Genomic DNA, 26811 nt, shown 5'->3' on the forward strand with positions numbered 1-26811 from the left:
TCAGAACCCCAGGATGGCACTCAGGTGGGCGTTGAGATCGCCCCGCTGTTCGGTCACGGAATTGCCGTTGAGCAGCACCCGCGCCACATCCAGGCGCAGGCTGAAGTCACGCCCGAGCGTATAGCGCAGGCCGGCACCGATGCTGGCCAGCGTGACCGTGGAGGGCACGGTGGAGGCGGAGGTGACGTTGTTGTTGGCTCCGCGTCCGGCATCGACAAAGCCCAACAGGCGCAGGTTGCCGCGCATCTCGGTCTTGACCAGCAGATCCGGGGTATAGAGTTCGGTATTGAGGACCGCACCGCTGTCGGCCGCTACGGCGCGCTCGGTGAAACCGCGCACCGCATTGGCACCGGCCAGACCGAACTGCTCCACCGCCGGCAGGGCATGGGGCGACACCTGCAAGGCAGCGGCCAGACGTACCTGCCAGTCATTCTGGAAGACCCTGAACCAGCTCGCGCCACCACGGATGGCGATGAAGTTGTCCATCGACCGGCGCGATCCGGTAAACAGCGAGTAGCGGTCCGTCACCTGCAGGGTATCGTTGCGGCGCGCCTGACCGGTGGCCATGTTGCGCGCAATGCCCAGGTTGTAATCGACGATCTGGCCCACGCCCTGCCGCTGCGCGCTGTAGCTTACCGACAATGGCAAGGTGGAATAAGGCAGGCAGGTATTGAGGGTGGCGCCATTGAGCAGGCCGCCATTGATGCTGCAGGAGGAATCGACTTTCTTGTAATCGGCACCGAAGACCAGCTTGCTGCTCCACTCGCCGCTGCGGGCAAAGTAGTGGTTCCAGCGCAGCGCATAGATTTCACCGCGACCGGTGATGTTGAGCGTGGAATTGACCGCCAGCGTCTGACCTGAACTGACGTTGGATTTGCCGTAGATGAAGTCCAGGCTGTCGCCCAGTCCATACAGGGGCAGACGATAGCCCAGCGAGTACAGATCGACCTTGGCCCCCGAGGGACTGTCGGGCGAGGTGGTATAGGCCACCGTGGCGACGTGGTCGCGGTTGAACAGATTGGAATGCTGCACGGCCACGCCGGTGCGCCACTGACCGGTATCGCGACTGCCGCTGTTGTCGAGGTTGAGCATCACGCGCAGGGGATTCTCATCCTTGACGGAGATGGCCGCATCGATCTGGTTGGTGGCTTCGGAGGCCGTCAGGGTGACATTGACCTGCTTGGCCGGATTGTCATTGGCCAGTTGTACCGATTCGGAAATGCGCCGCAGGTTGGGCGCACTGCCCTCCACCAGCTGCGGGATGCTGGCGCGGATGTTCTGCTCGCTGAAATGGCGGTTGTCGCTCACCACCACCTTGCCCACCACCGTCTCGACCACCTGCAGCCGCACCACGCCGCCGGTGAGTTCCTGCTCCGGCACGCTCACTTGCACGGCCGTGTAACCGGCGCTGCGGTAGGCGTTTTCCAGGGACTCCAGCGCTTGCTGGATATCGCCATAGACACGCCCGCGACCGAGGAACGGAGCCACCGCCTGATCCACCCTGGCCTGCGTGAGCAAGGTATTGCCCTCGACCGCAAAGCGGGTGATGTCGAAACGCTCGTCCTGATGGACCTGCGCACTGTCGCCGGCGGGCATGGCGCCAGGAGCCATGCCTGCCGGCTGCGCAAGCGCGGCCACGGCACTGCCCAGCAGCGCCATCCCCATCAGAGAATGCTGAAAGCATCGATTCATTGTCTCTGTGACCCGCCCCCGGCGAGCCCTCCCAGTTTTCTTCTCGTGCAACGCGGCACCGGCCACGCTCACACTGCCACCTCTGCATCCAGTCGCACGCTGCCCCGGCGAGCGCCCATGGCGGACGCGCACGCAAGGCCCGGTCCGCCACACAAGCGGCGAACGGACCACGACAGCCAACGACAAGACGAAAAGGAACCCCTGAAGCAGACCTGCCCGGACATCGATATGCCCCTTCTTGGAGGAGGGATGGATCGTCTCCGGCAGTGAAGCCACCTTGCCAGGCGACATCACTCTTGACACTTGCAAAGTATACTGACTAGGTCTGACCGCGTCGACAAGAATCGGCGAAAAACCGCTTGCAGTGGGCGTTTGCGCCAGATTGCGCGACACCTGATTGCCATGCGGAAATGATTTGCACCTTCAACATGCAAAGAAATTCAGGCAATGCCAGCGGCTGAGAAATTTTGCACAGGGGGCTGTACGTTTTTCATCAGCCGCATGATTTCCGCACGGCAATTGCAGCCATGCGCCACGCCATTGCGTTTACTTGGTCTCGAAGGTGGTCACGCCATCCCAATGCGCCGCAGGCGGCGTCTGGCGGAAATGCGCGATGCGCTCCAGGTAGAGCGTGTAGAGGCCGCGTGCCTGCGTCGCCTGCAGGCGTTCAATGGCGTGCTGCGCCTCATCCCAGCGCTGCGCGCGCACCAGCGCCAGCGCCGCATGCCACTGTTGGACTTCGGCGCGCAAGTCGGCATCGAGTTCGCTCTCCAGGGCCAGTGGCTCGAAGATCGGTACCGGCTCGTTCTTGCCCTTCACGCGCACCCGGTCCAGCTCGCGGTAGGCGAACTGCGGCGCAGCCTGGCGGGTGGCCTCCCCCACCAGCACACCCACGCCATAGACCTTGGTGATCGATTCCAGCCGCGAGGACAGGTTGACCGCATCACCCATCACCGTATAGGCCTTGCGGATGCGCGAGCCCATGTCGCCCACGCGCATCTGGCCGCTGTTGACGCCAATGCCGATCTTCAGAGGCGGCCAGTTGCGGCGCGTGAATTCCTCGTTGAGCAGCAGCGTGGTCTGCTGCATCTTCAATGCCGTGGCTACTGCCCGGGCGGCGTGATCGGGCACATCCAGCGGCGCACCCCAGAAGGCCATCACGGCGTCACCGATGTACTTGTCGAGCGTGCCGCGATTGCCGCGAATGTCTTCGGACATCGCCGTCAGATAGAGGTTGATGTATTCACGCAGCTCATTGGGTTGCAGGCTCTCCGAGATGGTGGTGAATCCGCGCACGTCGGAGAACATCACGGTCAGCTCGCGGATCTCGCCTTCCATGTTGTAGCTGGCCGGATTGGCCGCCATTTCGGCCACCAGTTCCGGCGCCACGTATTCACCGAACAGATTGACGATGGCCTTGCGGTTGCGGTACTCGAACAGATAGCCCCAGCCCAGGTTGCTGATGAACAGCAGCGCCACCAGCAGCAGCACCGAGGCCAGCGGCAGCACCATGCCGGCGCTGTCGTAGAGCCAGTAGTTGAGCCAGGCCAGTGCACCGGCCGTACCCAGCGACAGGAGCATCGAGGCCAGCGGCCCCAGCATGGGCAGCAGCAGGCCCAGCAGCAGGCCAGCCAGCGCCACCTGCACCCCGTCATAGCCGGCGGCGAAATCGGGCCGGGTCTTGAAGTCGTCATCGATGATGGAGGCGATCAGGTTGGCATGGATCTCCACTCCCGGATAGACCGGGTTCACGGGCGTAGCCCGCAGATCGTTCAGACCGGGCACGGTGGTGCCCACCAGCATGATGCGGCCATCGAGCTGGTCATGCGGGTAGGTGCCACGGATCACGTCGATCGCCGGCACGTAACGATAGGCGCCGCCCTGCGGCCCGCCATGCCCGCGGTAGGTCACCAGAGTCGTGAGCCGCCGCTCCACCGGAATGATCAGCGGTTGCGGACGCGCCTCCACGGCGATGGCGGCCAGGGCGTCGTAATTCTCCTTCTGGCTCCCCAGCAAGCCATCGGCGCTGGTCAGGAAGACCGGTTTGATGCGCTTGCCGCCCACGGCCACCCGTGCGGTGGCCAGGGCCAGCGACTCGTAGAAATTGTCGCCATGCCGCGCCAGCAGCGAGACGGTGCGGATGAGTCCGTCGTCATCTGGAACCGGATTGAAGAAACCGCCGGCACGCGCCGCCGATTGCAGCTGCGGCAGATTGGCACCATAGGCGCGCCAGCGCACCACATCCACATCACGCCCGCCCAGGTCGGCCACGGTAAAGGCCGGCGGCGGCAACTCGCCCTTGACCACGGCGCCGCTCTCATTGGAGAAGGCATAGCCCATCACCACCGGCTGCCCCTTCAGGGCTGCCGCCAGGCGACCGTCGTAATCCATCTGCGGCTTGAGTATGCGCAGCTGCTGCGCCAGTTGTGGCACATCCTTGAGCGGACCGTGCGCGAGATCTTCCAGGCGACCGTAGCCCGACGTGGTGTCGGGCTCGGCAAAGACGACGTCGAAACCGACCGCCTGGGCCTGATAGGTTTGCGTCATCTGCTGGACCAGCTTGGCCACCAGGTCGCGGCTCCAGGGCCAGCGCCCGAGTTCGTCGATGCTGCGTTCATCGATATCGACGATGACGATGCGCGGGTCCAGCGCGGGCTTGGCCACCCGCATGCGCAAGTCATAGAAGAACAGGTCCATGCGCTCGACCACCGGATTGGGCAACAGCCCTGACACCATTGCCTCGGCCAGACCGATGAGCAACAGTGCCAGCAGCCAGCGCGCCCAATACTTGGCCAAGGCGGTACGCAAACGACGCAACATGGACTTTCCCCCGATTCCCTTTTTGATTGGCTGCGATCATGCCACCAGTTGCCTGTGCCCACAATCGGCAGGGACTTGCGGAAGTTGCCCGCCGGCATCATTCCCATGCTGATGAGAGCGCGGGGTGCGGTGAACCGATGCGCAAAATGGGTTCTAATGTTTTCCCGTCCATGATGAAGGAGTCCTGCATGAAGCCGATCGCCTCGCTCACCCTGCGCAATGGAACACCAGTCCCGATCTTGGGCCAAGGCACCTGGAACATGGGTGAGTCGTCCGCTGCCGCCAGCGCCGAAGTGCGCGCCCTGCAGGCCGGCATCGACCTGGGCATGACCCTGATCGACACCGCCGAGATGTATGCCGATGGCCAGTCCGAACGCATCGTCGCCCGCGCCATCGCGGGCCGGCGCGAGCAGGTCTACCTGGTCAGCAAGGTGTTGCCGCACAACGCCAGCGAGCGCGGCACCATTGCCGCCTGCGAGGCCAGCCTCAAGCGCCTGGGCACCGACCATCTGGACCTCTACCTGCTGCACTGGCGCGGATCGCATCGGCTGGCGGCCACCATCGCGGGCATGCAGACGCTGATGGCGCAGGGCAAAATCCGCGGATGGGGCGTGAGCAATTTCGATACCGACGACATGGACGAGCTGATCGCTCAACCCGGCGGCGATCAGGTCCTGTGCAATCAGGTGCTGTACAACCTCTCGCGCCGGGGCATCGAATACGACCTGCTGCCGCAGGCCGCAGACAGTGGCGTGGCCGTCATGGCCTATTCGCCCATCGAGCAGGGACGCATCCTCAAGCAGCCAGCCTTGAAGGCGGTGGCGCAGCGCCACGGCGTGACACCGGCACAGGTGGCGCTGGCGTGGGTATTGCGGCGCACGGGCGTGATCGCCATCCCCAAGGCGACCGAGCTGGCGCACGTGCAGGCCAACCGGGCCTGCCTGGAACTGCAACTGAATGAAAATGACATCAGCGAGCTGGACGCGGCCTTCCCGCCGCCGCGACGCAAGCAGCCGCTGGCGATGTTGTGAAGAAATGGACCAGAGGCCGTCAGGCCGCCGCGTCCAGGGCCCGCAGGGCCTTGAGCAAATAGCGTACGGCTGCCGGAATCGGCGCAATCACCGGCACGGAAAAACGCTGCGCCAGGGCCGTCGCCGCCTGCCCCAAGGGTCCACCGCCGATCACCACCGCCTCGGCCCCATCGCGCTCCACGCAAGCGCGCACGGCCTGCGCCAGCGCTTGCTCCAATGCCTGCGGATCAGCCGCCAGCGTACGCGGATCTCCGGCAGTCAGGCTGATACCGGTATAGAGCGCGGCAACGCCGGCCTGCTGCGCCTTTTCCCCAATCACCTCGGCCAGCTCCGGGGTGACGGTGGCCACACCGAAACGCCGGCCACCCTCGGCCGCCTCCAGCATCGACGCTTCACACAGTCCGGCGACCGGACGCCCATCGAGCCCGCGCAGACGCTCGATGCCAGGATCGCCGAAGGCGCTGATGATGGCACCTGCGCTGTGCCGTCCGCCTTCGCACCAGTTGCGCTGGACTTCCTCACCCGCCGCTGCCAGCTCCACGGCATTGACGATCATCTCCGGCCCCCGGCGCGCACTCACGCCCGTGAGCGAATACCCCGATGGCAGCCAGGCGCGGGCAATGGCCACCATCATCTCGGTGGTGGCCTGGGAAGAATTGGGATTGATCAACAGGATATGCGGCATGCCAGACTCATGAAAAAGACCATCAACTACGCGCCACCGCTGCCTGCACCACCGCTTGCGAAGCGGTTTCTTCCAGCGGTGCATCGGGTGACTTGCCATAGGTCTCCGGCATGGTACGGATGGCCACGGTGAAGATGCCGTACATGACGGCGATCATGCCGAAGACGCCGGCCAGGCCGAAGGCATCGAACAGGCGTCCGGCCACCAGCGGCATGAACGCTCCGGCCGCCGTGCCGGTGGCAAGGATGAAGGCGGTGCCGAAGGCGCGTACGCGGGTCGGATACAGTTCGGGCGCGAAGATCCAGATGGTGGTGTTGAGCAACAGCACGAAGAACTGGAATACCGCACCGGCCGCCAGAATCAGTACGATGCTCTTGGCCAGGAAACCGATGGCCAGCGCCGCCAGACAAGCACAGATGGCGCCCACCGTCAGCACGCGCTTGCGTGGCAGGTGGAAACCGAACACCGAGGCGGCAATCGCCCCCAGCAGGCTGCCGCTCTGCATGACCATGGTGAACAGAAGACTCTTGGAAATGGTATAGCCCAGGCTCACCAGGATGGTCGGCATGAGGGTCAGCACCGAAATCTGCGCGCCATAGGTCATCCAGATGGCGATACACAGCGGCAGGGTGCGGCGAGCCAGCGGACCCTGGAAGATTTCCATGGAGCGCACCTTGACCGAGGCCGCATGCTCGTGGCGGCCATCGTCGCTGATCCAGTCACGGCCCTGTGGCGCCGGACCGGAGAGCTTGCCGCTGGCCAGTCGTGCCAGCACCGCATTGGCTTGCGCGACCTGGTTGCGCGAGAGCAGGAAACGCGGCGTCTCCGGGATGTAGCGGCGATAAAAGGCGCCCAGCAGCGCCGGCAGCATCAGGCAGAAGAACAGCCAGCGCCAGCTGTTCTCACCGGGAAAGAGCGTGAACACCAAGAGACCAAAGGCCGGCGCCAGGAAATTGCCCATGCCGCCCGCCCCCACGTTGACCAGTCCCACGGCCGTTCCACGGAACTTGCTGGAACAGAATTCAGCCAGCATCGTGACCGCAATGGCGATCTCGCCCCCGAGACCGAAGCCGACAATGGCGCGCCCCACGGCCATTACCGTCAGGTCCGGCGCCAGCGCGCAGATGCCCGCGCCCAGCGTGAAGAGCAGCAGATCCAGGCTCAGCATGACGCGCCGGCCATAGCGGTCAGCCACCAGACCGGAGACGATGCGGCCGATGGCGGCGCTGGCAAAGGTAACCGTATTGAGCAGGCCGATGTCGGTCGCGCTCAGCCCCCACTGCTGCTTGAGCAGCGGGCCGACCAGGCCGATGGCATTCTGTTCGAAGGCGTCGAACAGACAGCCGATCAGGATCAGGAAAATGATGGTGTGATGCGAACGGGTCACCCCGATCTTGTCCAGCGCGCCGTCCAGTTCGGCCACGCGCGATGAGTGCGGCAGGTCGGGCGACGAAAGTGTGGGTCCAGCCATGGTCTGCTCCTCTTGCGTTGGAAGGTCCAATGAGTGCTGCTCGGTGTGCACATCGGATGATGCGAGGCTGTGGAACCACGCCGCCCTGCTTCGGTGGCCGCGAAAGTACTGTAGTCCAGCATGCCCGTGAATGAAAGAACAATTTCAATTTATATGATTTATTGAAATTATTATTTCAGACATGCGTTGCACCAGCAATCTTCGTGCCAGACTGCCGCACTGGATGAAATCCGGATTTCAGAAGAAAGTGGTCGCCCGGGAGGCGCCGGCGTGCGCCGCAAGAGGGCGGTCAGCCGGCTCAGCGCACCGCGACGGGGCGGCACGCATGAAAATTGGGAGTCAGAATAAAGGCGGGGATGAAATCGGGATTTCAATATCTTGCCGATGGCGAACATGCGCCATTTCAGTCAGGCAATTCAATCGAAGTCGCCCAGTTCCTCGTGTTCCTGCTCCACCGCCGCCAGCCGCTTGCGCCCGGCGGCACCGCTGGCCTCGATCACCAGGGTGGCCAGCAGATCGCACAGGGCCATCACGCCAACGTGGTTGTCCAGAGAACCGGGGCCACGGCAATGCGCCTGCAACGACCAGGTCGCCGGGGCATAGTCGGCCGACGCCTGGTCGCTGATGTAGAGCAGATCAGCACCGGCGCGCGTGGCCGCCTCCAGGAGGCGCTGCATCTGCCCGGTCTGGCGACGGGTGCCGAAGACGATCACGCAATCGCGCTCGGACAAACCGGCGGTGTATTCCCCCAGCGTCTCGCCCGGCCCCGGCAGGCAGGTCACGCGCGGCAAGACCTGGATGATCTGCCAGCGCAGATAGAGCGCAAAGGCCTGGCTGCTGCGGCTGCCGAAGATGAGCACTTGCGGCGCGGCGACGATGGCACGGGCGATCTCGGCCAGGGTCGCATCCGAGAGACGCTCGAAGGTCGCTGCCAGATTGTGCCGGGATTGCTGGAAGTGCGCCGCCACCGAACGCACCTGGCGCGCGGCAGCGGGGCTGCTGGCGTGGAACAGCGGGGAGCCGGTTTCCTGTTCCTCGCGCACGTGGCGCCGCGCCTCCTCGTAGCTGTCGTAACCGACGCGGCGGATGAAGCGGCTCACGGTCGAGGGCGAGACACCGGCCAGTTGCGCCAGTTCGTTGCCGGCATAGCTGGCCAGCTCGCCCGGAAACTCCAGCAGGAAGTCTGCCAGCTGGCGCTCGGTACTGGAGAGCTCGTCGAGTTTGCTGCGCACGCGGCGCACGAAGGATTCGGCAGAAGGTTTCATGTCGGTACGGGGATCAATCCGCGATGCGGTTCAATGCAGGCCCAGGCGATGCCGTCTGTGACGATTTGCTTCATATCGCCCCAAACCCACGCGATCCGGACCGGGTCGCCGCATTGTATAGCAGCAGGACCGCGCTGCGGCTTCAGCCGAACTTGCGCGCGGCGTCGATGGCCAGGCCGCTGCCGATGCTGCCGAACAGATCGCCTTCCACATGACGCGCCTGCGGGGCGAGCGCACCGATGCGTTCGCGCAGCAGGCGCACCCCGCTGGAACCACCGGTGAAGAAGACGCTGTCGATGTCGTCGGCGCGCAAACCGGCCTGCTGCAGCAGTGCCAGTACGGTCTGCTCGACCGATTGCACCAGGTGATCGACGGCTCCGTTGAAGTCGCTGCGCAAGATCGGCAACTGCTCGGGCTGGCGCAGGCGATCCAGCTCCAGCAGGGTCTGGTCGGCGGTGGAGAGGGCAATCTTGCCCGCTTCCACCTGCAGCGCCAGCCAGTGGCCGCAACGCTGCTCGACCACGTCCAGCAGGCGCGCAAAACGCTCGCGGTCGGCCACTTCACGCGCCACGTCCTGCAGTTGCTGCCAGGCCTTGCGGGTGTAGAGCTGGTTGATGGTGTGCCAGGTGGCCAGGTTGAAATAGTAGCTCGACGGGATCTCGGCATTGCCCAGCAGGCGCCCGCCCAGGCCCAGCAGCGGCATCACGCAGGCCAGGCTGAAGTACTTGTCGAAGTCGGTGCCCCCGATGTGCACGCCGCCATTGGCCAGGATATCGTCGCGCCGCTCGCTGCGCGCGGCGCGCCGGGGCGACAGGCGCACCAGCGAAAAGTCGGAGGTACCGCCGCCGATGTCGACGATGAGCACCAGCTCTTCCCGGTCGATGCGCGATTCGTAATCAAAGGCGGCCGCGATGGGTTCGAACTGGAAGGCGATGTCCTTGAAACCGACATCGCGCGCAATCTGCTCCAGCGTATCCTGGGCCAGCTGGTCGGCGGCAGCATCCTCATCGACGAAGTGCACCGGGCGCCCCAGCACCACCTGGGAAAAGGCGGTCCCGGCGGTACCCTCGGCGCGCTGCTTGAGCTCACCGATGAACTGCGAGAGCAGCCCCCGATAGGGCAGCGCGCGCCCGCCCACTTCGGTCTGGCCATCGATGGCGCCGGAGCCCAGCAGGCTCTTCAGTGAGCGCATCAGACGGCCTTCGTAACCGGCCAGGTATTCGCCCAGCCCGGCACGACCATAGCTGAAACTGTTCTCGTCGGCATTGAAGAACACGACCGAAGGCAGCGTGGGCTTGCCGTCTTCCAGCGGCAGCAGCAGAGAATCCCCGGCATCCGGACGCAGCCAGCCCACCGTGGAATTGGAGGTGCCGAAATCCACACCGCACGCGTTCGCCATCGATCACTCCTTCTTTTTTGGGCCGGCAATCATATAGAAAAGCACCGTGCTTGTCTGCACGCGCGCATTGCAGCGTTTGAAGCAAACAACATGCCGCCGCGAAATCATTGCCGATACGGCAATGGCAGGATAACAAGCCCACGAAAAACGGCGCCGGAAGGCATCACTGCCCACCGGCGCCGTCGTAAGGCGCGAAGAAGATCGCTTGTGGAAAACTTAGAATTCTTAGAATTCCTGGGCCACCGGACGCAGCACCACTTCGCTGATATCCACATTGGCCGGTTGTTCAATGGCATAGGCGATCGCACGTGCCACCGAATCGGCCGGGATCTGGTTGGCCTCATACCAGGCCAGCAGGGCTTCCGAGGTCTCCTTGTCGCTGCTGTGGGTCTTCAATTCGGAATCCACCGCCCCCGGGGAGATGATGGTGGTGCGCACACCGTCCGGTGCTTCAGCGCGCAGGCCTTCGGTCAGGGCGCGTACCGCGAACTTGGTGGCGCTGTAGACCGTGCCCATGCCGGCGAAGACCTTGATGCCGGCCACCGACGATACGTTGATGAAATGGCCGGTGCCCTGCGCGGCAAAGCGCGGCAGCGCAGCGGCCACACCATAGAGCAGGCCCTTGACGTTGACGTCGATCATGCGGTCCCACTCCTCGACCTTGAGCCTGGCCATCGGCGCCAGCGGCATGATGCCGGCATTGTTGATCAGCACGTCGATGCGACCGAAGTGCTGCTCTCCCTTGGCGACCAGCGCCTCGACGTCGTCACGACGGGAGACGTCGGTGGTGACGGCGATGGCCTGGCCACCGGCGGCGGTGATGTCGGCCACCAGTTTTTCGAGCCGCTCGGTGCGGCGTGCACCCAGTACCAGCCTGGCGCCCAGCGAAGCGAGATGACGTGCGGTGGTTTCGCCCAGGCCGCTGCTGGCTCCGGTGATGACGACGACCTTGTCCTTGATGTTGTTGCTCATGATGAATTCCTTTCCGGTATTGACGGGTTGGCTTGTCGTTGCTGCTTGTCGTTGCTGCTTGTCGTTGCTGCTTGTCGATGGAAGGATTATGGGTGGCACGAATATGCCAAACAATGGAAATGTTAAGATTACAGAATTCCATTTTCAGGAATCATCATGCTCAACCGACTGGAGATGCTGCGCATCTTCTGCGCCGCTGCCGATACCGGCAGCTTCAAGGAGGCGGCCATCCGGCTGGGCATTTCGCCGCAGGCCGTCACGCGAGCCATTCAGGAACTGGAACGTCTGCAGGGTGAGATGCTGTTCCATCGCAATACCCGCCAGGTACGCATCACCAGCTTCGGCGAGGCCCTGGCCGAACGCGCCCGCCTCAGCTTGCGTGAATTGGATGGCCTGTTCGACACGGACAACGGCAGCCCGACGGACGAGATGAGCGGACTGGTGCGCCTGGCTGCGCCCTCGGCCTTGGGACGCAACCGCCTGCTACCGCTCGTCGAACGACTGGCACGGGCGCATCCGGGCTTGCGCTTCGACCTGCGCCTGACCGACCAGCGCGCCGATGTGGTGGGGGAGAAGATCGACATCGGCATCCGCATCGGTACGGTGCCGGACAATCGCTTCGTGGTACGCCGCCTGGGCAAGGTGCGTTTCCACGTGGTGGCCACGCCGCGCTTCCTGCGGCGCCACGGCATACCGACCGATGCCGACGCCCTGCGCAACCTGCCCTGCACGGCCATGCTGGATCGCGGCACGGGTCGGCCCTGGCCCTGGCTGTTCCAGCAGGAGAACCAGTGGATGGCCGATCATGCACGCTTCCTCTGCGACGACTCGGAGGGGGAATATCTGCTGGTGAGAAGTGGCGTGGCCATCGGCCAGATCGCCGGCTTTCTGTGCGAGGACGACATCGCCGCCGGTCGCCTGGTGCCGGTCATGGCCGACCACGAGCCCGACCCCTGGGACATGTATCTCTACCGTCCACAACGCGGACCGGTGCCACCGCGCCTGCGGCTGGTGTTCGATGCCCTGGTGCGCGAATTCGCCCACTGACACCGGGGCTTACCAGCGGCAGTCGTGATCCATCAGTACTTCGGCGCTGCCCGGCTCCTGCTGGTCGAAATTGACCGCCATGTTGACCAGGAAGAAGCCATTGCTGCCATCGGCAAAACGCGCACCGGTCAGCAGCAAGGACTGCGCGGCCATGTTGGCCGCCGCATAGGCGCTGCGTTCAGCGGCCAGCCTGAAGGGATCGTGCCGGACCAGGGCATCGGCGGGCAGCCGCATCACCCAATAGCGATGGCCCTCGAAGAACCATGGCTGCCAGTGCTGCAGGGGATCATCGCGATGGTCGGCCAGGCTGGCGGCCACGTCACGACGCATGCAGTCGATGTGCAGATGCAGGTGCAACTGCGAACGTGCCGCGGCCGAATTGACTTCCACCCCCAGCTGCTCGTCGCTCAAGGAGCGTCCCAGCGCCTGCGCCACACGAGCGCGCTGCTCCCACGCATAGGCCCAGTAGCGGGGCGCATCCGGTACCAGCAGTTCCGGGCTTTCGATGCCGGTGAGGCGACGGGTCGGCATGAGCAGGTACTGCGCGGGACCGACCAGATCCTTGAGCACCACGAAGCCCCGCGCCAGGTCAACCAGCACGCAAGGCTGCGGCTGGCCACTGGCCTGCATGCCGGGCACGCATTGCTGGCTGGTGATTTCCCACAGCTTGTTCGGGTCGGCGGCCAGGGCCGGTGTGAGCGGCATGGTCCCACCCGCCAGCAGCAGGCAGAGCGAAAAGAGGGAAGAGAAGCAGGAAGGAGAACGGGAAAACGGTCGCATCGACATCATCCGGGCAAGACGCTGCGCGACCTCAGGACAGTGGACAGTGGACGCTGCAGCCAGAGCGTGAGCTTAGCGGCCCGGTGTTTCCGGAGGATGACAGCGGTGCCGGACGATCACTTGTCGCGGGTGGCCTGCACCAGGCACTTGGAGAGCTTGTCGAAATGCAGCCAGGCGGCCTGGCTCAGTTCGACCTGCTTGCGGCGCGGGTCTTCGGTATCGGCCAGCACGATCCAGCCCTTCTCGCGCATCGATTTCAGGCGCGTATGCAGCATCGCCGGCGAGCCCAATTCACTTTGCGCCATCAGGTCGCGTACCGACAGCCGTTGCTGCTCCTGCCCGGCACGGGCGATGAAAGCCAGGATCCGGTCTTCGAGCGGATCCAGCGTGGCCAGTGACGGCAATCCCCGGAGTGCTTCGGCCAGTTGCAGAAATCGCAGGTAGATGTCCGCCGGCCGCTTGTTTTTACCCATGTGACGATGGTGTTGGTTGTTGTATTGCAAGTGCGGTACGACTGGCGGGGTCCCATTTGCCTGCCACATCGTTCCAGAATTGATAGCGAATCATACGCCGGCCCTGCCTGAAAGTGCAATCTTTAAGGTCTTGACCGGCGCCAACTCGTCCACTGCGACCGTTTGCGCGACCATTTGCGCGGCTGGCACGCCACACTGTCGAAAATTGTGGAGGTGCAGCCGGCCAGCTTAATGGGTAACATACGCGCCGTTGCGCATGTCTCCCCCTCCCGTCATGCAAGCCTCCTCCGACCTCCGCCCTGCCCTGCGCACCCACCTGGCCGCCATTGCCGGTACGGCGCTGTGCTATTTCCTGTTCTATTCGATCAATGAATGGCTGTTCCGGCGCACCCAGTTCACCGAGGGCATTGCCTGGATCTACCTGCCTGCCGGGGTACGCCTGATCTGCACGCTGCTCTTTGCCGAGGCCGGCTGCGTGGGCCTGCTGGTGGGCTCGCTGGCCACGGCGGCGACCTACCAGCTGTTCCCGCACGACCTGGTCACGGCGGCAGGCTACTGCCTGATCTCCGCCGCTGCCCCCTACCTGGCCTACCGGCTCACCCTCTCCGGCCTGGACCTGGGCCGCAATCTGGTCAACCTCAATACCACCCGGCTGATGGCCTGCATCCTGCTGTATGCACTCTCCAATCCGCTGTTCCAGCTGATCTGGTTCGTCCTGCGCGGGGTCTATCCGGATTTCTGGAGCGGCCTGGTGGTCATGTCCATGGGCGACCTCTCCGGCTCACTGATCGTGGTCTACCTGTGCAAGCTGCTGCTGTCGCTGCTGCCGCGCAGGCCGTTGCCACGCCGCTGATCACGACTTCCACCGCTGTCGCCGGCAGGCGTCGGCGACATCTTCATGCAGGCGGTGGACCGTCAGCATTGCTTCACACCGCTTAACGCAAACCTGCATGGTGTAATACGCACGACACATTTCCTCGCTACGCTGCGCATCGCTATAAAAACTATAGCGCTACAAATCGTATAACGAAGCTTCGAGGAGTGTGGCATGCGCAGTTGGGACGAACCCAAAAAACGGAAGGCCCGTGTCGAGATCATTCCGATGATCGACGTGATGATGTTCCTGCTGGTCTTCTTCGTGCTGATCAGCCTGAACGTGATTCCGGCACTGGGACTGAAGACCCGGCTGCCCAGCTCGTCTACCGCCCAGGACCTGAAACCGCAGACCAAGGCCGTCATCACCATCGCCAAGGATGATGTGATCCAGGTCGATGGCGAGAACACCAACCTGGACGCGCTCACCGCCCGCCTGGACAAGCTGCGCGGCGAAGGCGAAAAACTCAACCTCATCATCAACAGCGACCGGGGCGTGGAAGTGCAGCGCCTGGTCGACGTGATGGATACGCTCAAGAAGGGCGGTTTCGATTCCATCTCGATTGCCACCCGCAGGCCATGATGATGAACGTTCCCGTCCTCTTCCGCTTCCGTGAGCCATTGGCCACGCTGCCGTCGCTGCTGGTGCTGGCCGTGCTCATCCTGGCCGGGGTGCAGAAGGCCAGTGAACTCAAGCGCAAGGAAGATCCGCAGCCGGTGCAGATCTCGCTGACCGAATTGCCACCACCGCCCACACCGCCGCAACCCAAGCCGCAAGTGGAGCCGCCGCCCAAACCCGTGGAACCACCCAGGAAACAGGAAGCGCCCAAGCCCGTGTCCAAGCCGGCCCCGGTCAGGCAAGCACCGGCGCCGGTGGATCCGGCGCCACCGTCGTCGGAAGCGCCCATCCTGCCGGCCGCCAGCGCCCCGGCTACCCCCCCGGTGCAGGCCGCTGCGGTGACACCACCGGCGCCGCCGCCGGTCGATACCGCCAGGATCGAACAGACCTACGTCGGCCTGCTGCGTGCGCATCTCAACAGCATCAAGCGTTATCCGACCGGCCGCGAGGCCAGCACCCTGCGGCCGCAAGGCAAGGTGCGCGTGTGGTTCGTCCTGAAGCGCGATGGCAGCGTGGTCGACAGCGGCATCGAGAGTTCCTCGAACTCCATGCTGCTCGATGACGCGGCCCGCAAGACCATCCACCGCGCCACCTTTGCCCCCTTCCCGCAAGACAGCTACCAGGGCGAGAGCACGCACCGATTCACTGCCGATCTGGAATTCATTCCCGTCTGAGCTGCCCTGCAGAAAGGGGCGGTAGCCGGGCGCAACGATTTCAACATGTAGTCCAACAAACCCAGGGGAACACGACATGCAATGCAAACTTACCCGGCTGTCCTTGCTGATATCCGGGATCTTCATGGCGGGCGCACCGGCCTTCGCCCAGACCACGACCGATGTAGGGACCGTGACCGTACAGGGAGGCGGCAGCGCCAGTGCCGGCACCGCTGCTGCGACCGGCCTGATCCAGGCCGAGGATTCGCCCAAGGCGCGCAGCTCGGTCAACCGTGATTACATCGAGAAGCAATCGCCCACCGGTACGCCCTACCAGATGATCAACCTGCTGCCGGGTGTGAACACCTATGACAACGACGGCACGGGCCTGTTCGGCGGCAACATCCGCGTGCGCGGCTTCAACAGCGACCAGTTGGGCTTCACCATCAACGGCGCGCCGGTCAACGACTCCGGCAACTTCGCAGTCTATCCGCAGGAGTACACGGAGCCTGACAACCTGTGCAACGTCTTCGTGACCCAGGGGTCGACCGATACCGAAGCCCCCCACGTGGGCGCCACCGGCGGCAACATCGGCATGACCTTCTGCGCGCCGGAAGACCAGCAGCGCATCCGCGTAACCAATGCCTTCGGCTCCAACAGCCTCTGGAAGCGCTATGTGCGCTTCGATTCGGGCAAGCTGTTCGATGACAAGTTCAAGTTCTTCATCTCGTACTCCAAGACCACGGCCGACAAGTTCAAGGGACCGGGCGGTGCCATCAAGGATCACGTCGACATTGGCACCAGCTTCAATCTGGGCCAGGGCAGCTTCATCAATGCCAACCTGCTCTACAACCGCCAGCTCAACAACAACTACCGCTCGCTGACCAAGGCCCAGATCGCCCAGTTCGGCAGCAATGCCGATTACGGCAGCACCGTGCCGCAGCACCAGCCGGCCGTGGCCGGTACCGCGCAGAACGATACGACCTATGCGCCCAACGTGGCCGCCAACATCGCCGGCAATGGCTACTACGCCTACAACCTCAATCCCTTCGAGAACTGGCTGGGCACCGTCAATGCGCACTTCCAGCTGAGCCCGACCGCCAGCCTCGATATCGATCCCTACTTCTGGTACGGCTTCGGCACCGGTGGCAACCAGTTGCAGACCGTGCGTGAAGGCGGCGTGGCCGGTGCCAGCCAGCTCGGTGGTGGCGTCGCCGACGTCAACGGCGATGGCGACCGTCTCGATACCGTCTATGCCTACGAAGGCAGCCGCACCCGTACTTACCGTCCGGGCGTGACCTTCAAGTTCAACCAGCAGCTGGACAACCATCACATCCTGGCCGGCTATTGGGTCGAACGCGCGCGCCACCAGCAGACCGGCCCCTTCAGCCGCGTGGACAACAACGGCAACATCGCCGATCTGTGGCAGGACAGCTCCGACCTGTGGCTGCGCAATGCCGATGGCTCCCTGCTTCAGTACCGCGACACCATGACCGTCAGCACGGCCCAGTCGATCTTCCTGCAGGACAGCATCAGCATGATGAACGACAAGCTCAACGTGCAAGTCGGTGGCCGCTATTCCTCCATCGACCGGGACTTCACCAACTACCCCAGCACCGGCTCCACCAGCGGGACCAACAGCTATTCCAGCGCCGCCTTCTACAAGGTCAAGAAGAACTACGCCGACTTCCTGCCCAGCCTGGGCGTACGCTTCCAGCTCGATGAGAAGCAGTCGGTGTTCTTCAACGCCGCCAAGAACTTCAAGGCACCGGGCAACTTCTCCTACTTCGGCCTGCTCTCGGGCGGCACCATCGTCAACGGTCAACTGGTCGGCGCCACCCAGCGCGAGGTGCCGGTGGACAAGGAAACCTCCTGGAACTACGACCTCGGCTATCGCTACAACACCGAGAAGTGGATGGCCTCGGGCTCGCTGTTCTACATCGATTATCACAACCGCATCGCCAGCGCCTACAACCCGGACACCGCCAACAAGACCGACTACAACGTGGGCGACGCCAGCTCGCACGGCCTGGAACTGGAAAGCGGCTATGCCTTCACGCGCAACCTGTCGATGTACGGCTCGCTGTCCTACATCAAAAGCAAGATGAAGCAGGACCTGCGCAACAGCGCGACCCAGTACCTGCCGACCTCGGGCAAGCAATTCCCGGATACGCCGAACTGGCTCTCGGGCCTGTCGCTGCAATACCAGCAGGATGGCTGGTATGTGTTCGGTCAGGCCAAGTACACCGGCCGCCGCTACACCACGCTGGTCAACGACGACACCCTGGGGGGCTACACCCTGTTCAACGCCGGTGCCGGCATGAGCTTCGCATCCACCACCTGGTTGAAGAAGCCGACCGTGCGGCTGAACCTCTACAACCTCTTCGACAAGCAGTACCTCAACCTCAATGGCGGCAGCGGCAGCCAGTTCACCACCAATGCCGTGGCGGTCAACGGCATTGCCGGCACCGCCCCTTCGCTCTACATCGGTGCCCCGCGCACCTTCACCATCACCCTGACTGCGGATTTCTGATCGCGGTCTGAACCGGGCGGCCCGCACCAGCAGCACGGGCCGCCCATCAACGCAAGAGAGGCAAGCATGAACATGCAACTACTCCACGAACTGGCTTTCTATCTGATGTATGCCTGCGCGGCACTGGCCATCTTCGTCATCGTCGAACGCGGTCTGTTCTTCGCTTACACCATGCGCCAGGCCACCGGACTGGAACGCGCCATGACCCATGCGGTGCAGCACCTGCAAGAGCTGCCGCCCGAACTGACCACCCGTCCCAGCCTGCCGCTGGCGCTGGTCTCGGACATCCTGGCCGAAAAGCACCATCTGCACACCGAGAAAGACCTGGAAGATTTCAGCGAGTCGGTCTATATCGCCAAGCGCGGCGAAGTGCAGCAGCGCCTGTGGATCCTAGATACCATCGTGACTGCTGCGCCCCTGCTGGGCCTCCTGGGCACCATCCTGGGCATCATCGATACCTTCAAGGCGCTGGCCGTGTCGGGCGTCTCCGATCCTGGCCAGGTGTCGCAGGGCATCGGTACTGCGCTCTATGCGACGGCCCTGGGCATCGGCATCGCCGTGGTCGGCATGTTCTTCTTCAATCTGTTCCAGGAACGCATCGAGCGCATCAACGATCATCTCAAGGTGCTGATGCTGCGCGCCTGCGTCGGCCGTCTGGACCCGCAACCCCAGCACAGCCCGCAACCGCAGGGCAAGCTGCATATCGCCTGAGCGCAACGCTGACATCACCTTCTCCGACACCATGAAACTCGCGCCACGCCGTCTACTGCTTCGTCTCGCTGCCGCCTTCGGGCTGGCCCTCTCGCTCGTCTGCCCGGTCCACGCCGAATTCGCCATCCCCGGCTTCGAACTGGTGCACACGGTCCCTCGCGAGACCACGCTGGCCACGCCGGACCTGCGCGATGCAGCGCTGGTGTGGAAGGAAATGTTCGATAGCGCACAGCGCGAGATCGTCTTTGGCCAGTTCTACGTGGCGGGGCAGGATGGGGAAGCGCTCGACGACATCATGGCGCACCTGGAGGCGGCCGGGCGGCGCGGCGTGAAGATCCGCTTCCTGATGGAAAAGAAGGGCGAGTTCGCCTCGGTCCCGGCCACCATCGAGAAGCTCAAGCGCATCCCGAACCTGGAATTGCGCCAGCTCGACTATTCCCGCATGACCGGCAACGGCATCATCCACGCCAAGTATTTCGTGGTTGATGGTCGCACTGCTTACGTGGGTAGCCAGAACTTCGACTGGCGTTCGTTCTCGCACATCCACGAGACCGGACTGAAGATCACCGACCCGACCGTGGCAGCGCAGGTACAGGCGATCTTCGAGATCGACTGGGCGGCACAGGCCGCCATCGCCGCCGGGCAGACCCCGGTGATGACCAACCACAGCGTAGTCGCGGCCGATGTGGCACGCGGCAACTATCTGGTGGCCAGTCCGAACGCCTACAATCCGCCCGGCGTGGGGGATTCGCAAAGTGAACTGGTGCGTCTGATCGGTCAAGCACAACAGGAGATACGCGTGCAGTTGCTGGACTACGCCCCGCTGTCCTACGGACCCAATCACACCCGGCCCTATTACGCCGTGATCGATGATGCCCTGCGCGCCGCGGCCACCCGAGGCGTAAAGATCAAGCTGATGGTCTCCAACTGGAACACCGAGGCACCGGCCATCCGCTATCTGCAGAGCCTGGCGCTGCTGCCCAACGTGGAAATCCGCATCGTCACGCTGCCACAGGCCAAGAGCGGTTTCATTCCCTTCGCACGGGTGATCCATACCAAGGCCATGAGCATCGATGGCAAGATCGCCTGGATCGGCACCAGCAACTGGGCCGGTGGCTACCTGGACAACTCGCGCAATCTCGAAGTGGTGCTGCACGATGCCGCCATGGCACGGCGCGTGGCGGCCCTGCACGAGCAGACCTGGAGTTCGTCCTATGCTCAAGCCATCGATGTGCTGAAGGTCTATCCCAGGCCGGCCAAGGGCAAGCCCGCCTCGGAATGATTCGACCCGGGAGCGGCGTTTGAGGGCCGCTTCCCGCCACTGCGCGCCTGCTGGTCTACACTGACGAAATGTAGCGTTGTTTCGTCATTGTGTAGCATCGACCAGGAGAACCGGGATGACCAGGCTGGACCAACTCGACGACATCGACCGTCAACTCCTTTCCATCCTCCAGCTCAATGCCCGTGAACCGGTGGCCGAGATTGCACGGCGCCTGGGAGTCGCGCGCACTACCGTAGTAGCCCGTATCGAGCGGCTGGAGCAGACCGGCATCATCGGCGGCTATACCCTCAAGCTCGGACGCGAGGTCGTCGATGCCAGCCTGCAAGCCTACGTGGGCGTGACTGTGCAGCCGCGTGCCGGGCGCGACGTGATTCGCCGCTTCGGCCGCATTCCGGAAGTCCACCAGCTCTGCGCGGTCAGCGGCGAATATGATTACGTGGCCTGGCTGCGCGTCAATACGCCCGAACAGCTGGACAAGATCCTGGACCAGATCGGCGAGATGGAAGGCGTGCTCAAGACCACTACCTCGGTGGTGCTGGCCCGCAAGATTGATCGGGGGGACGCGGCCAGGACGCGCTGAAAAGCACGTCGATTTCGCCGGATTGCATTGGCGTCGCTACATAATGACGAAACTGCACTGCAAAGTGACGAAATCTGCGCTACTTTCTGACGATCTGGCAATGGTTTCCGTCACGGCGGCTACCTAGAATGAATCATCGTATCCATCTTCATTCGGGAGTCCCTCATGCGTACCGTCCTCCTCGGCTGCGGCCACATCGGCCAGACCATCGCCCGCCTGCTGGCTGAGTGCGGCGAAGGCCGCGACTACCAGGTCACCATCGCTGACCGCGATGCGGCGGCCATGCAGGCCATCGCGGGCGTGCATGCCGAAAAGGCCGTGCTCGACTCGTCCGACCCGCTGGCCTTGGCGGCACTGCTGCAACGCGCCGACGTGGTCATCAATGCCCTGCCCTATCACATGGCCACGAGCGTGGCCACGGTCGCGCGCCTGACCGGCACCCACTACTTCGACCTGACCGAGGATGTGCAGGCGAGCCGCGCCATCGCAGCTCTGGCCGAGGGTGCTCCCTGCGCCTTCATGCCGCAATGTGGTCTGGCCCCGGGCTTCATCGGGATTGCCGCGCACCATCTGGCCGCCGGCTTTGAAGAAGTGCACGAGATCAAGATGCGCGTCGGTGCGCTGCCGCAGTATCCAACCAATGAATTGAAATACAACCTGACCTGGAGCGTGGACGGTCTCATCAACGAGTACTGCCATCCCTGCGAAGCCTTGCGCGACGGCGAGCGGGTCATGGTCGATCCCCTGGCCGACCTCGAACACTTTTCGCTGGAAGGGGTGGAGTACGAAGCCTTCAATACCTCGGGCGGCCTGGGCAGCCTGTGTGAGACGCTAGCCGGCAAGGTGCGCAATCTCGACTACAAGTCGGTGCGCTACCCCGGCCACCAGCAGCGCATGAAATTCCTGCTGGGCGATCTCGGGCTGCGGCATGATCCGGGCTTGCTCAAGGACATCCTGCGCAAGAGCGTGCCGGCGACCTTGCAGGATGTGGTGCTGGTGTTCATTACCGTCAGCGGCTTGCGGGAAGGCAAGCTGATGCAGGAAGTCTTCACCCGCAAGATCTTCGCGCAGGAGCGCGAGGGCCGGCGCGAGAGTGCCATCCAGTCCAGCACGGCTGCCGGTGTCTGCGCGGCGCTGGACCTGTTCCGTACAGGTCGACTGCCAGCGCGCGGCTTCATCCGCCAGGAACAGATCAGCTTGCCGGAGCTGCTCGGCAACCGCTTCGGCGCGGTGTATGCCTGAACGGACGCTGCACGCCAGCCTGTGGACAGGATGAATTGCCGCACAGGGACCAGGGCCGTGGCCCTGCGCTTGTTGATGCTGAAGCCTGAGGCCGGCCTCACTTGCCTCCGGTCACGTCCAGAAAAGTCCCCGTACTGAAGGAAGCTTCCTCGCTGGCCAGCCAGAGAATGGCGCGCGCCACTTCCTCGGGCTGTCCGCCCCGCCCCATGGGGATGGATTCCCTGACCCGGTTGACCCGGTCCGGTTCGCCACCGCTGGCGTGCATGTCGGTGTAGATGTGGCCGGGCCGCACGCAGTTGACGCGGATCCCTTCGCGGGCGACTTCCTTGGCCAGTCCCGTGGTGAAGGTTTCCAGTGCGCCCTTCGAGGCGGCGTAGTCGACATACTCGTTGGGACTGCCCAGGCGGGCCGAGGCCGACGACACGTTGATCACCACCCCGCCCCTGCCCTGGTACCGATAGGCCATGCGCCTGACCGCCTGCTGCGCGCACAGCATGGGACCGATGGCATTGACCGCGAAGATGCGCTGCATGCGCGCGAAACCCAGGTCTTCCATGCGTGACTGGCGCTCCAGCATGGCCGCATTGTTGACCAGCACATCGATGCGGCCGAAGCGCGCATCGATGGCAGCAAAGAGCTGCGCCACCTGGTCCGGGTCGGCACTGTCGGCCCGCAGCGCCAGCGCCCGCGCGCCGCGCTGCGCGATATCGGCCGCCACCGAATCGGCCGCTGGCGCATCGCGCAGATAGCTGAAGACCACATCGTAGCCGCGTTCGGCGGCCAGCCGCGCGGTGGCGGCTCCCATGCCGCGGCTGCCGCCGGTGATGAGGATGACGGGCTTCGATGACGCATGAGTCATGACGGATCTCCTTGGAGTGAGCAAAACGGCAGGGGAGCAGCGGCGGGAACAGCCACCGGGTTAACCGATCAGTACCGTCCCTGCTGCAATGGCGGCACAGGCCAGTACCCGTGGCCAGCTCAGCGTCTCGCCCAGGAACAGCCGGCCGATGATGGCGGCAAACAAGACGCTGGTTTCGCGCAGCGCCGAGACTGCGCCCATGGGCGCCAGCGCCATGGCCTGGATGACGATGCCATAGGCCAGCAGCGACACCAGACCGCCTGCGAAAGCGGTGGCAAAGGTCGCCGCCGATGCAGGTGGCTGCCACAATGCACGGGGGCCGCGCCAGGCCATGAAGACGGCGGGCATCAGCAAGCCCCATCCCGCGCACATCCATGCGGTATAGGCCATGGGGTTGCCCGCGAGCCGCACACCCAGGCCATCCACCACGCTGTAGGCCGCGATGAAACACCCGGTCCCCAGGGCATAGCGCAGGCCGGGTAGTGCCACCCTGCGGCCCCGGAATGCCAGGGCGATGATGCCGCCCGATACCAGCCCGATGCCCAGCAGCGCCTGCGGTCCCGGCGTCTCGCCGGCGAGCAGGGCCGCGCCCAGCGTGACCAGCAGGGGCGAGCTTCCACGCGCGATCGGATAGGTCTGGCCCAGCTCACCGCTGCGGTAACTACGCACCAGGAACAGGTTGTAGCCCACGTGCAGCAGGGCCGAGAGCACTCCGTACGGCCAGCTGGCCGGCAACGGTACGGGCAGCCACGGCGCGGTGGCCAGGCTGGCCACGGCTACGGCCAGGCACATCACGGTCATCGACCAGAGGCGATCGGTGCCGTTGCGCAGCAGCGCATTCCAGCTGGCATGCAGGACGGCGGCAAGGAGGATGAGCAGGACGACAGGCAAGGGCATGCGCCATGGTAAGCAGGAGCGCCGCCGGACAGAAGCGAAGTCTCCTCATCCCGTCATGAGCAAATCCTCATGCCTGGTGACGAGGCGGTGACCCCGCATCTCAGTAGCGCGCACCGGCGACCTGTGACTGCGCCAGCAGCCAGGCACGGAAACTGGCTACGTGCGGCTGCGTCTCCACGCCCTTGGGGCAGACAAAGTAATAGGCCAGCGGGGAAGGCAAGGCCAGCTCGAACAGCCGCACCAGGCTGCCATTGGCCAGTTCCTGCTCGACATGGCCGCTGCGGGCCAGGGCCACGCCCTGGCCCAGCAGCGCCGCCTCGAGCGTCATGTTGGTATCGGCCAGGCGCACGCTTTCCCGCAAGGCCGAGACGCTTACCCCGGCTTGCTGGAACCACAGGTCCCATTTCGGCACCATGTCGGCCCCGGCGCGCGTGAGCAGGGGATAGCGGCGCAGGTCGGCCGGCTTGCGCGGCATGCCCAGGCGCGCCAGCAGGGCCGGACTGGCCACCGGGAACACCTGCTCACGGAACAGGAATTCGGAAAACAGGCTGGGATAGTGGCCGGGGCCGAAGCGGATCGCCACATCCGGTTCGGACGGCGTGAAGTGGATGGCCGTATCCGTGGTCTCCAGCGTCACCAGCAGCTCGGGATGGGCCTGTGCCAGCGCGGGCAGCCGGGGCAGCAACCATTTGAGCGCAAAGGAATAGGTGGTACTGACCTTCAGCGGCTGCCGCCCTTCCTGTGCGCGCAGCTCGGCCAGGGTGGCTTCAAGGCGGGCGAAGAACTCGCGCACCACCGGCGCCAGTGCAGCCCCGGCCGGGGTCAGTGTATTGGACTTGCCGCGCTGGAACAGCGGCATGCCCCACAGCGCTTCGAGGTGGCGCAGCTGGTGGCTGACCGCACTCTGCGTGACATGCAGCTCTTCCGAGGCGGAGGTGAAACTGGGATGGCGGGTGGCGACTTCAAAGGCCCGCAGGGTGGCCGTGGGGGGAAGGTCTCTCATGGGTGCGCTCAGGGATGGACGGCTGGAAACAACAGTCATGAACAAGAGCTCATGATAGCAACAGGCACCGTCTTGCAGTCCGGAAAGCCCCTCGCAAGCGGACGAGAATGCAGCGCAACATCGCGGCTATACATACCGTCTAATTTTAGATAATATGTATCGCATGACCTCCCGCTCCCGCAAAAAGAAACCTGACCGTCCCGACCATGCCCTGCTGCTTTCGCAATTGCAGCAGGTGGCCAAGGGCCTGGGTGAGACCTTCGCACCGTTCTGCGAAGTGGTGCTGCACGACCTGCGTGACGCGGATCACTCCATCGTCGCCCTGCACAACAACCTGTCCGGCCGCGAGGTAGGAGATGCCACCACCGAACTGGGACTGGCACGCATCGCCGACGAGAGTTATCCGCAGGTCCTGACCAATTACGCAAACACCCTGCCCGACGGACGCCAGGCCAAGAGCACCTCGATCGGCATCAAGGATGCGGACGGCAAATACGTCGCGGCCCTCTGCATGAACATTGATCTGACCCTGTTCGGCGCACTGCAAGGCATGCTGCGCCAGTTTGGCGGTATCGACAACGCGGTCCGCGTGGCCGAGACGCTGGAGCCGGCAGGTGCCGATGCCCTGCGCAGTCGCATTGATGCCTTTGCCGCCCGAATGTCGACCACCCCGCGTAGTCTCAAGGCCGAGGACCGGCGCCAGCTCATGCGCGAACTGCGCCAGTCCGGCTGCATGGATGTGCGGCGCTCGGCCGAGATCGTGGCCGCGCACCTGGGGGTGTCGCGCGCGACGGTCTACAACGACGAGAAGGAGTGAGGGCTGCGATCCGCGCCTTCATCGCTTGCCATGCTCAAGGTCCTCATCTTTCCATCCCACTTGAAGGAAACCTCATGATTCCCCTCTCCAGTTCCACCGAATTGCCCAGCTTTGCCGACGTCCTGCTGGCTGCCGAACGCATCAAGCCCTGGGCCCACAAGACGCCCGTGCTGCGCTCGCGCACGGCCGATGCGGAGGTAGGCGCACAACTGTTCTTCAAGTGCGAGAACTTCCAGCGCATGGGCGCCTTCAAGTTCCGTGGCGCCATGAATGCGCTTTCACAATTCGACAGCGAGCAGCGCAAGCATGGCGTGATCACCTTCTCTTCCGGCAACCATGCCCAGGGGACGGCGCTGGCGGCGCAGCTGCTGGGTATTCCGGCGGTAATCGTCATGCCCCAGGACGCGCCTGCGGCGAAGGTGGCCGCCACGCGCGGTTACGGCGCCGAGGTCGTGATGTATGACCGCTATACCGAGGACCGCGAAGCCATCGGTGCGCGCCTGGCGGCCGAACGCAAGATGACGCTGATCCCGCCCTACGACCATCCGCACGTGATGGCCGGTCAGGGAACGGCCACGCTGGAACTGCTGCAGGAAACCGGCCCGCTGGATGCGCTCTTCGTCTGCCTGGGCGGCGGCGGCCTGCTCTCGGGCGCGGCACTGGCGGCGCGGGCGCTGTCGCCCGACTGCAAGATTTATGGCGTCGAGCCGGAAGCGGGCAACGATGGCCAGCAATCGCTGCGCGCAGGCCAGATCGTGCACATCGATACCCCCAAGACCATTGCCGATGGCGCCCAGACGCAGCACCTGGGCAAGTACACCTTCGAGGTCATCCGCGAGCTGGTGGACGACATCCATACGGTCAGCGACGCCGAGCTGGTGTCGGGCCTGCGCTTCTTTGCCGAACGCATGAAGATGGTGGTGGAACCGACCGGCTGCCTGGGCTTTGCCGCGGCCCGCAAGCTGAAGGACCAGCTGCGGGGCAAGCGCGTGGGCGTGATCATCAGCGGGGGCAACATCGACCTGGGCAAGTTGTCGGGGTATTTGTCCTGATGATTGGCCGCATCAGTGACCCCAATCTCGCGCGGGGTCATTTTGACTTACAGTG

At 64.1% G+C, this 26811-nt stretch carries 24 protein-coding genes; 12 read left to right on the top strand and 12 right to left on the bottom strand.

Annotated features, from left to right (window positions below):
- Entirely contained in the window at nucleotides 1-1665 is a 1665-nt protein-coding gene (locus ACODSZ_RS12230) for a ShlB/FhaC/HecB family hemolysin secretion/activation protein (RefSeq protein ID WP_175343000.1), read from the bottom strand.
- Between the two features lie 573 nt (nucleotides 1666-2238).
- Entirely contained in the window at nucleotides 2239-4512 is a 2274-nt protein-coding gene (locus tag ACODSZ_RS12235) for a CHASE2 domain-containing protein (RefSeq protein WP_488927675.1), read from the bottom strand.
- Nucleotides 4513-4700: 188 nt separating this feature from the next.
- On the opposite strand from ACODSZ_RS12235, the gene ACODSZ_RS12240 reads away from it, so the two are divergent.
- Nucleotides 4701-5543: an aldo/keto reductase gene (locus ACODSZ_RS12240; protein WP_488927676.1), complete on the top strand. Its 843-nt coding sequence runs from the start codon at nucleotides 4701-4703 to the stop codon at nucleotides 5541-5543.
- A gap of 19 nt (nucleotides 5544-5562) precedes the next feature.
- Here ACODSZ_RS12240 and ACODSZ_RS12245 read toward each other — a convergent pair whose 3' ends face one another.
- The 5 genes from ACODSZ_RS12245 to ACODSZ_RS12265 all read right to left on the bottom strand — a co-directional run bounded on the left by ACODSZ_RS12245 (nucleotide 5563) and on the right by ACODSZ_RS12265 (nucleotide 11335).
- A complete protein-coding gene (locus ACODSZ_RS12245) occupies nucleotides 5563-6228 on the bottom strand; it encodes an aspartate/glutamate racemase family protein (RefSeq protein WP_008334460.1) in 666 nt (221 codons plus the stop codon).
- A 22-nt stretch (nucleotides 6229-6250) separates the two neighbouring features.
- On the bottom strand, nucleotides 6251-7699 hold the full coding sequence (locus ACODSZ_RS12250; RefSeq protein WP_488927677.1) for an MFS transporter: 1449 nt from the start codon (nucleotides 7697-7699) through the stop codon (nucleotides 6251-6253).
- A 416-nt stretch (nucleotides 7700-8115) separates the two neighbouring features.
- Nucleotides 8116-8964, bottom strand: a complete 849-nt coding sequence (locus ACODSZ_RS12255; protein ID WP_175342949.1) for a MurR/RpiR family transcriptional regulator — start codon at nucleotides 8962-8964, stop codon at nucleotides 8116-8118.
- A 142-nt stretch (nucleotides 8965-9106) separates the two neighbouring features.
- Nucleotides 9107-10363 carry an Hsp70 family protein gene (locus ACODSZ_RS12260; RefSeq protein WP_488927678.1) on the bottom strand — a complete coding sequence of 419 codons (1257 nt, stop codon included), beginning with the start codon at nucleotides 10361-10363 and terminating at the stop codon, nucleotides 9107-9109.
- A gap of 225 nt (nucleotides 10364-10588) precedes the next feature.
- Nucleotides 10589-11335 (bottom strand): SDR family oxidoreductase, encoded by a 747-nt coding sequence (locus tag ACODSZ_RS12265; protein WP_488927679.1) that lies wholly within the window; start codon nucleotides 11333-11335, stop codon nucleotides 10589-10591.
- A 156-nt stretch (nucleotides 11336-11491) separates the two neighbouring features.
- On the opposite strand from ACODSZ_RS12265, the gene ACODSZ_RS12270 reads away from it, so the two are divergent.
- Complete coding sequence (locus tag ACODSZ_RS12270; RefSeq protein WP_175342951.1) at nucleotides 11492-12382, top strand: LysR family transcriptional regulator; 891 nt, start codon at nucleotides 11492-11494, stop codon at nucleotides 12380-12382.
- 9 nt (nucleotides 12383-12391) lie between these two features.
- On the opposite strand, the gene ACODSZ_RS12275 is transcribed toward ACODSZ_RS12270, so the two are convergent.
- Together ACODSZ_RS12275 and ACODSZ_RS12280 are read right to left on the bottom strand one after the other, a co-directional pair.
- Nucleotides 12392-13162 carry a CDP-diacylglycerol diphosphatase gene (locus ACODSZ_RS12275; RefSeq protein ID WP_488927680.1) on the bottom strand — a complete coding sequence of 257 codons (771 nt, stop codon included), beginning with the start codon at nucleotides 13160-13162 and terminating at the stop codon, nucleotides 12392-12394.
- Nucleotides 13163-13278: 116 nt separating this feature from the next.
- Nucleotides 13279-13635: a MarR family transcriptional regulator gene (locus tag ACODSZ_RS12280; protein WP_008334438.1), complete on the bottom strand. Its 357-nt coding sequence runs from the start codon at nucleotides 13633-13635 to the stop codon at nucleotides 13279-13281.
- Nucleotides 13636-13891: 256 nt separating this feature from the next.
- Here ACODSZ_RS12280 and ACODSZ_RS12285 point away from each other — a divergent pair, with 256 nt between their 5' ends.
- The 8 genes from ACODSZ_RS12285 (at nucleotide 13892) to ACODSZ_RS12320 (ending at nucleotide 22128) form a co-directional block, all read left to right on the top strand.
- Nucleotides 13892-14488 (top strand): hypothetical protein, encoded by a 597-nt coding sequence (locus ACODSZ_RS12285; RefSeq protein ID WP_249776935.1) that lies wholly within the window; start codon nucleotides 13892-13894, stop codon nucleotides 14486-14488.
- 195 nt (nucleotides 14489-14683) lie between these two features.
- Nucleotides 14684-15091, top strand: coding sequence for an ExbD/TolR family protein (locus ACODSZ_RS12290; protein ID WP_175342953.1), 408 nt, complete (start codon nucleotides 14684-14686; stop codon nucleotides 15089-15091).
- On the top strand, nucleotides 15091-15801 hold the full coding sequence (locus ACODSZ_RS12295; RefSeq protein ID WP_175342954.1) for an energy transducer TonB: 711 nt from the start codon (nucleotides 15091-15093) through the stop codon (nucleotides 15799-15801). The genes ACODSZ_RS12290 and ACODSZ_RS12295 overlap by 1 nt, the downstream gene beginning before the upstream one ends.
- A gap of 76 nt (nucleotides 15802-15877) precedes the next feature.
- Nucleotides 15878-18313, top strand: coding sequence for a TonB-dependent receptor (locus ACODSZ_RS12300; RefSeq protein WP_488927681.1), 2436 nt, complete (start codon nucleotides 15878-15880; stop codon nucleotides 18311-18313).
- A gap of 66 nt (nucleotides 18314-18379) precedes the next feature.
- Nucleotides 18380-19024, top strand: a complete 645-nt coding sequence (locus ACODSZ_RS12305; protein ID WP_008334421.1) for a MotA/TolQ/ExbB proton channel family protein — start codon at nucleotides 18380-18382, stop codon at nucleotides 19022-19024.
- A 31-nt stretch (nucleotides 19025-19055) separates the two neighbouring features.
- The gene (locus ACODSZ_RS12310) at nucleotides 19056-20306 is read left to right on the top strand and encodes a phospholipase D-like domain-containing protein (RefSeq protein WP_488927682.1); all 1251 of its coding nucleotides are present in this window, start codon (nucleotides 19056-19058) and stop codon (nucleotides 20304-20306) included.
- 115 nt (nucleotides 20307-20421) lie between these two features.
- Nucleotides 20422-20886 carry an Lrp/AsnC family transcriptional regulator gene (locus ACODSZ_RS12315; protein WP_008334419.1) on the top strand — a complete coding sequence of 155 codons (465 nt, stop codon included), beginning with the start codon at nucleotides 20422-20424 and terminating at the stop codon, nucleotides 20884-20886.
- Nucleotides 20887-21051: 165 nt separating this feature from the next.
- Nucleotides 21052-22128 (top strand): saccharopine dehydrogenase family protein, encoded by a 1077-nt coding sequence (locus ACODSZ_RS12320; protein ID WP_488927683.1) that lies wholly within the window; start codon nucleotides 21052-21054, stop codon nucleotides 22126-22128.
- A gap of 97 nt (nucleotides 22129-22225) precedes the next feature.
- Here ACODSZ_RS12320 and ACODSZ_RS12325 read toward each other — a convergent pair whose 3' ends face one another.
- From ACODSZ_RS12325 to gcvA, 3 genes are all read right to left on the bottom strand, one after another.
- Nucleotides 22226-22987: an SDR family oxidoreductase gene (locus tag ACODSZ_RS12325; RefSeq protein ID WP_488927684.1), complete on the bottom strand. Its 762-nt coding sequence runs from the start codon at nucleotides 22985-22987 to the stop codon at nucleotides 22226-22228.
- Nucleotides 22988-23047: 60 nt separating this feature from the next.
- Nucleotides 23048-23884, bottom strand: coding sequence for a DMT family transporter (locus ACODSZ_RS12330; protein WP_175342958.1), 837 nt, complete (start codon nucleotides 23882-23884; stop codon nucleotides 23048-23050).
- A 100-nt stretch (nucleotides 23885-23984) separates the two neighbouring features.
- On the bottom strand, nucleotides 23985-24887 hold the full coding sequence (gene gcvA, locus ACODSZ_RS12335; protein ID WP_034351598.1) for a transcriptional regulator GcvA: 903 nt from the start codon (nucleotides 24885-24887) through the stop codon (nucleotides 23985-23987).
- Nucleotides 24888-25041: 154 nt separating this feature from the next.
- On the opposite strand from gcvA, the gene ACODSZ_RS12340 reads away from it, so the two are divergent.
- Both ACODSZ_RS12340 and ACODSZ_RS12345 read left to right on the top strand, forming a co-directional pair.
- Nucleotides 25042-25704 carry a helix-turn-helix transcriptional regulator gene (locus ACODSZ_RS12340; RefSeq protein ID WP_175342959.1) on the top strand — a complete coding sequence of 221 codons (663 nt, stop codon included), beginning with the start codon at nucleotides 25042-25044 and terminating at the stop codon, nucleotides 25702-25704.
- Between the two features lie 74 nt (nucleotides 25705-25778).
- Entirely contained in the window at nucleotides 25779-26756 is a 978-nt protein-coding gene (locus ACODSZ_RS12345) for a threo-3-hydroxy-L-aspartate ammonia-lyase (protein ID WP_175342960.1), read from the top strand.
- The last annotated feature ends 55 nt before the right edge of the window (nucleotides 26757-26811 follow it).

The organism is Herbaspirillum sp. FG34 (assembly GCF_057809315.1).

What these genes read in the sequence shown, in the direction of transcription:
- ACODSZ_RS12230 (WP_175343000.1), bottom strand. Translation starts at nt 1,665, where the DNA reads ATGGGGATGGCGCTGCTGGGCAGTGCCGTGGCCGCGCTTGCGCAGCCG.
- ACODSZ_RS12235 (WP_488927675.1), bottom strand. Translation starts at nt 4,512, where the DNA reads ATGTTGCGTCGTTTGCGTACCGCCTTGGCCAAGTATTGGGCGCGCTGG.
- ACODSZ_RS12240 (WP_488927676.1), top strand. Translation starts at nt 4,701, where the DNA reads ATGAAGCCGATCGCCTCGCTCACCCTGCGCAATGGAACACCAGTCCCG.
- ACODSZ_RS12245 (WP_008334460.1), bottom strand. Translation starts at nt 6,228, where the DNA reads ATGCCGCATATCCTGTTGATCAATCCCAATTCTTCCCAGGCCACCACC.
- ACODSZ_RS12250 (WP_488927677.1), bottom strand. Translation starts at nt 7,699, where the DNA reads ATGGCTGGACCCACACTTTCGTCGCCCGACCTGCCGCACTCATCGCGC.
- ACODSZ_RS12255 (WP_175342949.1), bottom strand. Translation starts at nt 8,964, where the DNA reads ATGAAACCTTCTGCCGAATCCTTCGTGCGCCGCGTGCGCAGCAAACTC.
- ACODSZ_RS12260 (WP_488927678.1), bottom strand. Translation starts at nt 10,363, where the DNA reads ATGGCGAACGCGTGCGGTGTGGATTTCGGCACCTCCAATTCCACGGTG.
- ACODSZ_RS12265 (WP_488927679.1), bottom strand. Translation starts at nt 11,335, where the DNA reads ATGAGCAACAACATCAAGGACAAGGTCGTCGTCATCACCGGAGCCAGC.
- ACODSZ_RS12270 (WP_175342951.1), top strand. Translation starts at nt 11,492, where the DNA reads ATGCTCAACCGACTGGAGATGCTGCGCATCTTCTGCGCCGCTGCCGAT.
- ACODSZ_RS12275 (WP_488927680.1), bottom strand. Translation starts at nt 13,162, where the DNA reads ATGCGACCGTTTTCCCGTTCTCCTTCCTGCTTCTCTTCCCTCTTTTCG.
- ACODSZ_RS12280 (WP_008334438.1), bottom strand. Translation starts at nt 13,635, where the DNA reads ATGGGTAAAAACAAGCGGCCGGCGGACATCTACCTGCGATTTCTGCAA.
- ACODSZ_RS12285 (WP_249776935.1), top strand. Translation starts at nt 13,892, where the DNA reads ATGTCTCCCCCTCCCGTCATGCAAGCCTCCTCCGACCTCCGCCCTGCC.
- ACODSZ_RS12290 (WP_175342953.1), top strand. Translation starts at nt 14,684, where the DNA reads ATGCGCAGTTGGGACGAACCCAAAAAACGGAAGGCCCGTGTCGAGATC.
- ACODSZ_RS12295 (WP_175342954.1), top strand. Translation starts at nt 15,091, where the DNA reads ATGATGAACGTTCCCGTCCTCTTCCGCTTCCGTGAGCCATTGGCCACG.
- ACODSZ_RS12300 (WP_488927681.1), top strand. Translation starts at nt 15,878, where the DNA reads ATGCAATGCAAACTTACCCGGCTGTCCTTGCTGATATCCGGGATCTTC.
- ACODSZ_RS12305 (WP_008334421.1), top strand. Translation starts at nt 18,380, where the DNA reads ATGAACATGCAACTACTCCACGAACTGGCTTTCTATCTGATGTATGCC.
- ACODSZ_RS12310 (WP_488927682.1), top strand. Translation starts at nt 19,056, where the DNA reads ATGAAACTCGCGCCACGCCGTCTACTGCTTCGTCTCGCTGCCGCCTTC.
- ACODSZ_RS12315 (WP_008334419.1), top strand. Translation starts at nt 20,422, where the DNA reads ATGACCAGGCTGGACCAACTCGACGACATCGACCGTCAACTCCTTTCC.
- ACODSZ_RS12320 (WP_488927683.1), top strand. Translation starts at nt 21,052, where the DNA reads ATGCGTACCGTCCTCCTCGGCTGCGGCCACATCGGCCAGACCATCGCC.
- ACODSZ_RS12325 (WP_488927684.1), bottom strand. Translation starts at nt 22,987, where the DNA reads ATGACTCATGCGTCATCGAAGCCCGTCATCCTCATCACCGGCGGCAGC.
- ACODSZ_RS12330 (WP_175342958.1), bottom strand. Translation starts at nt 23,884, where the DNA reads ATGCCCTTGCCTGTCGTCCTGCTCATCCTCCTTGCCGCCGTCCTGCAT.
- gcvA (WP_034351598.1), bottom strand. Translation starts at nt 24,887, where the DNA reads ATGAGAGACCTTCCCCCCACGGCCACCCTGCGGGCCTTTGAAGTCGCC.
- ACODSZ_RS12340 (WP_175342959.1), top strand. Translation starts at nt 25,042, where the DNA reads ATGTATCGCATGACCTCCCGCTCCCGCAAAAAGAAACCTGACCGTCCC.
- ACODSZ_RS12345 (WP_175342960.1), top strand. Translation starts at nt 25,779, where the DNA reads ATGATTCCCCTCTCCAGTTCCACCGAATTGCCCAGCTTTGCCGACGTC.